At 67.2% G+C, this 6,536-nt stretch carries 6 protein-coding genes; 2 read left to right on the top strand and 4 right to left on the bottom strand.

Translation table 11 applies throughout. The features are described from left to right. Positions 1-140: 140 nt before the first annotated feature. From HCU73_RS18265 to HCU73_RS18255, 3 genes are read right to left on the bottom strand one after another with little or no spacing between them, the layout of a single operon-like run. Positions 141-3,242 (bottom strand): efflux RND transporter permease subunit, encoded by a 3,102-nt coding sequence (locus HCU73_RS18265; RefSeq protein ID WP_168624913.1) that lies wholly within the window; start codon positions 3,240-3,242, stop codon positions 141-143. Further along, a complete protein-coding gene (locus tag HCU73_RS18260) occupies positions 3,239-4,537 on the bottom strand; it encodes an efflux RND transporter periplasmic adaptor subunit (RefSeq protein ID WP_168624912.1) in 1,299 nt (432 codons plus the stop codon). The genes HCU73_RS18265 and HCU73_RS18260 overlap by 4 nt, the downstream gene beginning before the upstream one ends. A 4-nt stretch (positions 4,538-4,541) precedes the next feature. Then, positions 4,542-5,039 carry a cytochrome b gene (locus tag HCU73_RS18255; protein ID WP_123644102.1) on the bottom strand — a complete coding sequence of 166 codons (498 nt, stop codon included), beginning with the start codon at positions 5,037-5,039 and terminating at the stop codon, positions 4,542-4,544. A gap of 137 nt (positions 5,040-5,176) precedes the next feature. On the opposite strand from HCU73_RS18255, the gene HCU73_RS18250 reads away from it, so the two are divergent. Both HCU73_RS18250 and HCU73_RS18245 read left to right on the top strand, forming a co-directional pair. After that, positions 5,177-5,749 (top strand): TetR/AcrR family transcriptional regulator, encoded by a 573-nt coding sequence (locus tag HCU73_RS18250; protein WP_246003923.1) that lies wholly within the window; start codon positions 5,177-5,179, stop codon positions 5,747-5,749. Continuing rightward, positions 5,742-6,119 (top strand): hypothetical protein, encoded by a 378-nt coding sequence (locus tag HCU73_RS18245; protein ID WP_168624911.1) that lies wholly within the window; start codon positions 5,742-5,744, stop codon positions 6,117-6,119. Before HCU73_RS18250 ends, HCU73_RS18245 begins: the two co-directional genes overlap by 8 nt. Here the strand turns inward: HCU73_RS18245 and HCU73_RS18240 are convergent. Then, on the bottom strand, positions 6,098-6,511 hold the full coding sequence (locus HCU73_RS18240) for an RrF2 family transcriptional regulator (protein ID WP_123644105.1): 414 nt from the start codon (positions 6,509-6,511) through the stop codon (positions 6,098-6,100). The genes HCU73_RS18245 and HCU73_RS18240 overlap by 22 nt on opposite strands. Positions 6,512-6,536 lie beyond the last annotated feature (25 nt).

Below are 6,536 nucleotides of genomic sequence, written 5' to 3'. Positions count from 1 at the left end.
ACGCGGGATAGTACACAACCGTTACGGAGTGCAGATTGCCAAGCGGGCAAGCGGGGACCGGCTTCGACTCATAGCAGCCATTGGCCGGGCAAACGTCAGAATGCTTCAGCCCGCTTGTCGTTCCGAAAAGAAGTGGCTGATCAGCCAGCTCCCGCCAGTTCGCCAGTTCCTCGTTTTCCGTGCCTGAGGTCCTCAAGTGCTGCGTAGAACGCAGGCAAAACCAGAAGGATCAGTACTGTCGCAGCCAAGAGTCCGAAGACAACCGAGATCACCAGCGGCTTGAGCGTCTGGGCCTGCGTCGAGGATTCCAGCAGCAAGGGTGCCATGCCCATGATCGTCGTCGAGACCGAGACGAGGATAGGACGGAACCGCGATCGCACGGCTTCGCCCGCGGCCAGCGCAGCTGACAGTCCTTCGGCGCGGCGGGTGTTGATGACGCCGACCAGCAGGATCGCGTTGTTCACCACGATTCCCGCAAGCGAGGCCGCCCCCACCAGCGAGGGCATGGAGATGTTGTAGCCCATCAGGACATGGCCCCAGATGACGCCCAGGAACGCCAGCGGGATGGTGATCATCACGATCAGCGGCTCCACATAGCTGCGGAACTGGAAGCTGAGGACGATGTAGATGCCCACCAGTCCGATCAGGAACCCGCGCAGGATCGAGACGACGGTTTCCGCCGAATTCGCGGCCTGCCCACCGATCTCGAAGATCAGGCCGGGGGTGGCAGCCGCGAGGTCCGGCAGAAAGCCCTCGGCCAGCCGGGCGGTGATCGCGTCGGCATTGCCGATGCGGCCGTCCACATCGGCCGCGACGGTCAGCGTACGCAACCCGTTGCGGCGCGTGATGGTTCCCCACCCACGTGCTTCGGTGACGGTGGCGATGCTCGACAACGGCACGGTGCCGCCACCGGGCAGCGCGATCTCGAAAAGGTTCAGGTCAGCGCGGTTGGCGCGGTCCTCATCGGCAAGCCGCAGCTCGATTTCCCAGGCCAGATCGCCGCGCCGGATTTCCGCAAGCTGTGTGCCGAGAAAGGCCGCGCGAAGTTGGCTTGCCACATCCGTTGCGGTCAGCCCCAGCGCCTCGGCCCCCGGCGACAGGCTCAGCCGCAATTCGGGCGCGCCCGGGCGCAAATCGAGGATCGCGTTGCGCACACCGGCATAGGTTTCAAGCTCCGCCAGCGTGGCGCGCCCCGCCGCCTCCAGCGTGGCGAGGTCGGGGTGGCTCAGGCGCAATTCCACCGCGATGCCCTGCGGGCCGATCCCCGGCTCGGTCAGGATCAACGAGGACACACCGGGCAGAGTGCCGATTTCCGCGCGCCAGAGCGTGACGATTTCGTCCAACGTGCTGCTGCGTGTCTCGGCGCCGAGCAGGTCCACCGCGACGGTGGCGACATGGGCACCGGCCTCGCCCGCCGAGAGGTTGCGGCCCAGCCGGGTGATGCGGCGGATCACCAGCGGTTGTGCCTGGGGCTGATCGGGGGACAGGCGGGCGTTCGCGCGGTCCAGCGCCGCCTCTACTTGTGCGACGGCCTCGGTCGTGCGCACAAGCGGCGTGCCCGCGGGCAGCATCAGCCGCGCCTCCAGCACGTCGCCGTCGATCTCGGGCATCGCCTCGCGCTTGACCACGCCGCCGCCCAAGGCGCCGACGGTCACGATCAGCGCCCCGATGGCCAGACCGACAACAAGCCAGCGCGCCTTGATCGCGGCGTCTGCCAAGCGGCCCACGCCACGTTCGCGCAGGGCATCGAAACCCGCCTCGAAGCGGATGCGAAAACGGGATGCGGCGGTGTCCTTCATCCCGCCTTTCAGGTGATGGGGCAGGATCAGGAAGGCCTCGATCAGCGAAGCGGCGAGTGCGGCCAGCAGGACCACCGGAAGAACCTCCAGCACCGCCCCCAGTTCGCCTGCCAGAAAGGCAAGGGGCAGGAACACGGCCAACGTCGTCAGGAAGGACGAGATCACGCCGGGCGCCACGGCTGCGACGCCCGCCGCGACGGTTTCGACCGTGGCCCCCTTGGCCGAATGAACCGCGATGGAATCCGCGATCACGATGGAATCGTCCATCACGATCCCGATCGCCATCAGAAGCGCCACCAGCGTCATCATGTTGAGGCTGAGCCCTGTCAGCGCCATCCAGACGAAGGCGCCCGCAAAGGCCATGGGCAGGCCCATCGCTGCCCAGATCGCGAAGCCAGGTCGGAAAAACAGACTCATGACGACGACCACCAGCACAAGGCCTATCACCCCGTTCTGAACCAGCATCACCAGCCGGTCGCGGATGATGGAGGTCACGTCCTGCACCACCTCCACCGTGATCGTGTCGGGCAGGCGGGCGGTTTCCTCGGCCACCAGCGCCGCGACGCCGTCGAGCACCCGCAGCGCGTCGGCATCGAGCGCCTTGGCGACATCGAGCACGATGGCGGGGATGCCATCGACAAAGGCGCGGTCTTGCGGCGGGTCGAAGCGTTCCTCGATCGCCGCCACGTCGCCCAGCGTCAGGGTCGCGCCATTGGGCAACACCAGAACCGGGATCGTGGCAAGCGTCCTGGCTGTATCGCGCTCGGCGGTGAAGCGCAGGGTCAGCTCCGCGCCCGGCCCCTCCAGTGTGCCTGCGGGCAGGTCGATGTTCTGCGCGGCGATGGCGGTGGCGAGCGTCGTGGGTGTCAGCCCGTGGCTGTCGAGCACGGCGCGCTCCGCAATGATGGTCAGTGTCCGGGTGCCGAGGCCGCCGCGCGTGACGCCCGCGACAGCTGGTAGGGCGGTCAGCCGGTCCAACAGCGCGTCAGCATAGCGGTCCAGCTCGCCCAGAGGCAGATCGCCCGAGATGGCGACCGATGTGACAGGATCCGAGCGGTGCAATTCGCGCACCACGGCAGGATCGGCGCGGTCGGGGAAGGTGTCGATGGCCGACACCTCGGTGCGCAGCGAATTGACGAAGCGCAGCGCATCGTTACCGGGCGCCATGGTTGCCACGGCCCGCGCGCGACCAGTCTGGGCCGTGCACGTGAAGGTTTCCAGCCCCTCGACACCCTGCACTCCGTCCCAGAGCGGCGCGCAGATCGCGGCTTCCACATCCTCGGCTGCAGCGCCCCGGTAGGGCACGGTGACCTCGGCCTCGACGGCGCGGAAATCGGGGAAGGTTTCGCGCAACAGGCCCGGCGCGGCAAAGATGCCCGCTGCAAGGAACAATAGAAGCAGCAGGTTGCCCGCCGTCGGGTGGCCGGTGAACCAGCGTATCATGGCTGGACCTCGACCGGGGTCAGGGCCATGCCGGGAATGGCCGGCGCGATGTCGTCGATCACCACGCGTTCGCCCGGCGACAGGCCAGCGGCGATAACGACGCGGCCATCCTGCGCGAAGGCGGCGGTGACGGGGCGCAATTCCAGCAAGTCTTCGGGGCCAAGGATACGCACCATGTCGCCATGCAACGCCGCCTCAGGGATCGCGATGAGGCCTGTCATGGAAGCGCCCGAAAAGGAAAGCTGCACCTGCATGTTGGGCACCAGCGGCAGGCGGCGAGGCGGGTCCGCGCCCTCATAGGGGTCGTCAACCCTGACCACCACCGGCACGGTGCGCGCACGGGCATCCAGCGCGCCCTCGATCCCGACAACACGGGCGCTCCAGATCTGCCTCGGGTCCGACAGAGGGCTAAGCGTCACTGCAATCCGCGTGGCGGGCATGTCGCGCATCATGTCGGCAAGGGTGATGCCCTCCGGTGTATCTCCCAATAGCCGTCGAAAGCTGTCTATCGGCAAGTGCGCCACGACCTCGGCCGCCGCGATCCCGTCGGCACGGATCACCACCTGACCGGGGGCGACGGTTTGAAACAGCTCAGCATTCACCTCGGTTACGCGCAGGTCGAACGGCGTCGTCAGGGTCGTGCGGTCGAGCGAGCGGCGCGCCCGGTTGATGGCGGCCTCGCTGCGCGCGACCTGTGCCGCGATCCGCGCCTCGCGGGAGGGGATCAGGGCGAGCGTGTTCTCCAGTTCCGCCACCGTGCGGCGGGCCAGAAGGGTCGCGCGCTCGGCCTCGTCGGCGCGCGATTGCGGAACGGCGCCTTGCGCGACGAGTGTGCGCGTGCGTTCCAGATCGGTCTCGGTCAGGGCCAGCCGGTTCTGTTCCAGCGAAAGGATGCGCCGTGTGTTGTCCGCCTCTGCCGTAAGCTGCACGCGCTCGGCCTCCAGCACCGCGAGGTCGGCCTGCGATTGCGCCAGCGCCAGCTCGTAGTCGGCGGGGTCGATTCTCAGCACTTCCGTCCCCGCCGGGATCAGGCGACCGGGCTCAAGGTCCGGATGGCGCCAGATCACCTCGCCCTGCACCTCGGCCACGGCGACCCAGGTCTCGGCCGCGCGCAGGTTGCCCCAAGCGGTCGCGGCGGGCCGAATATCCTGCGCCGCGACCGTCATCACCCGAACGGGCAGTGCGGGCGCGTCGCCCCCGACCTGCGCGGGGCCGGGGGCAGACGCGACCATCCAGGCCGCCGCGGCAATGCCGAGCGCGATGGGTGGCAGCGCCAGGAGCGGGGCGAGGCGCATGGGTTCAGCCCTGCGCCCGGCGCATCCGCGCCAGCGTGTCGTCGCGCAGGATGAACTGGTGGTAGAGCGCGCCCATCACATGCAGCGCAACCAGCGCCAGCAGGATGACCTTCATCACGTCATGCCCCTGCGCCGCGGCCTCGACCCCGCCGAACCACGCGACAGACCCGCTGAGTGGCATCAGGATCATCAGCGCGTAAAGCCCGACATGGGTGAGCTTCGCGAGAATGCCTTGCACCTTGCTGGCCTCGATCGCCGGGGGCACGCCGCGCCGGGCGCGCAGGGTCAACCGCCACAGCGCGAAGATCATCACCAGCGCGCCGCCCGCCACATGGGCCAGCACGAGCGGGTCGAACCCAGCCTCCAGCCCATCTGTGATGTGGTCCCATGCGGCCGACATCGCGTCCTTGAAAAGATATTGCTGCGCGATCAGTGCGAAAATGAGCCAATGCAGCGCGATCTGAAGGCGGGAATAGCCGGCGGGGGCGGTCTTGGCGGGCATGGCGAGGATCCTTTCGGTCAGGGTGCGCGACCCGGATAGAGGTTGCGGTTGTCAACAGTATATGTTAGTGAGTTATAACTAACAAGAGGTGACTCGTGTCGGGCCGTCAAAGTGCTGAAGAGAGAAAGGCGCAGATCGTGGCCGAGGTTCTGCGGCTGGCCGATGAGATCGGACCCGACCGGCTGAGCACCACGGATGTCGCGCGTGCCATCGGCCTCAGTCAGCCTGCGATCTTCCGGCATTTCCCCACCAAGGGCGCGCTCTGGCTGGCGGTGGCCAAGGATATCGCTGACCGGTTGCAGAGTTACTGGGCTGCGGCCGAGGCAGGGGCCACCGGGCCGCAGGCGCGCCTGAAAGCGTTGATCGGTGCGCAACTGACGGCCATTGCTGAAACGCCTGCCCTGCCGTCGATCCTGTTCTCGCGCGAGTTACAGGTGGACAATCCAGCGCTGCGCGAGGTGTTTCGCAAGCTTCTAGGCGTGTTCCAGGGCCGTCTTGTCGCCGCGATCAGGGAACTTCAGGCGGCGGGTCACCTGCGCCGGGACGTCATCCCAGAGGATGTCGCCATCCTGCTGACGTCGCTGGTGCAGGGTGTCGCCATCCGCTGGACACTCGGCGCCCGGGGCTTTGCGCTCGTGCCTGAGGGGTTGCGGCTGTTTGACGTGCAGATGGAACTTCTACGCGCAAAGGAGGGCGCTTGCGATGCCTAGAACCAGTCTGACGCGCCGCATAGCGGGCGGTGTTGCGATTGCCTTTGGCGTGCTGACCGTTTTCTCTGGTGGCCGAACATTGCTCGGATCAGCCGACATGGGGGCGGTCGTACCCTTCGTGCTGTGGTTCAACACGCTAGCCGGGCTTGCCTATGTCGTCGCGGGTCTCGGCCTGTGGCAGGGGCGGCGATGGGCCTGGCCCGTATCGTTCGCGATCTTCGCCGCAACGTTGCTGGTTTTCGCGGCGTTCGGCCTGCATGTCGCCCGAGGTGGAGCCTTCGAGATGCGTACCGTTTACGCCATGGCCCTGCGCAGCGCGGTCTGGGGCTGGATCGCGTGGGTGGCGCGTCAGGCGTTTTCCGGTCGGTAAACGCAATCGGCCAGGGTGCTGCGGTTGAGGTCGGCGACAAACGCCGCCTCGGCATGGGCTAGCCGCGCTTTCAACCGACATTGCGGGGTCAGGGTGCAGCTGTTGGTGCCGACCGCGAAGCATTCCACCAGAGCCTGATCGGCTTCAAGCAACGCCACCACATCGCCCAGGCGAATGTCCTCGGGCGCGCGGGCAAGCATGGCGCCGCCGCCGCCGCCGCGCCGGGTCTCCAGAAGACCTGCCGCGGCAAGTGCCGAGATCACCTTGGCCAGATGGTTGCGGGAGACACGGAATTCATCGGCGAGTTCCGACGTGGTGAAGGCCCGGTCGGGTGCGCCCGCCATCCGCATCAGAACGCGCAGGCCGTAATCGGTGAAGGAGGTGAGGCGCAAGGTCGCGATCCTGATTTGGTAGTTG

The organism is Roseicyclus persicicus (assembly GCF_012395815.1).
In the GTDB taxonomy this organism is placed as follows: domain Bacteria; phylum Pseudomonadota; class Alphaproteobacteria; order Rhodobacterales; family Rhodobacteraceae; genus Roseicyclus; species Roseicyclus persicicus.
Note: the sequence above shows the minus strand (reverse complement) of the source record. Positions and strands in the feature narration are given on the sequence as shown.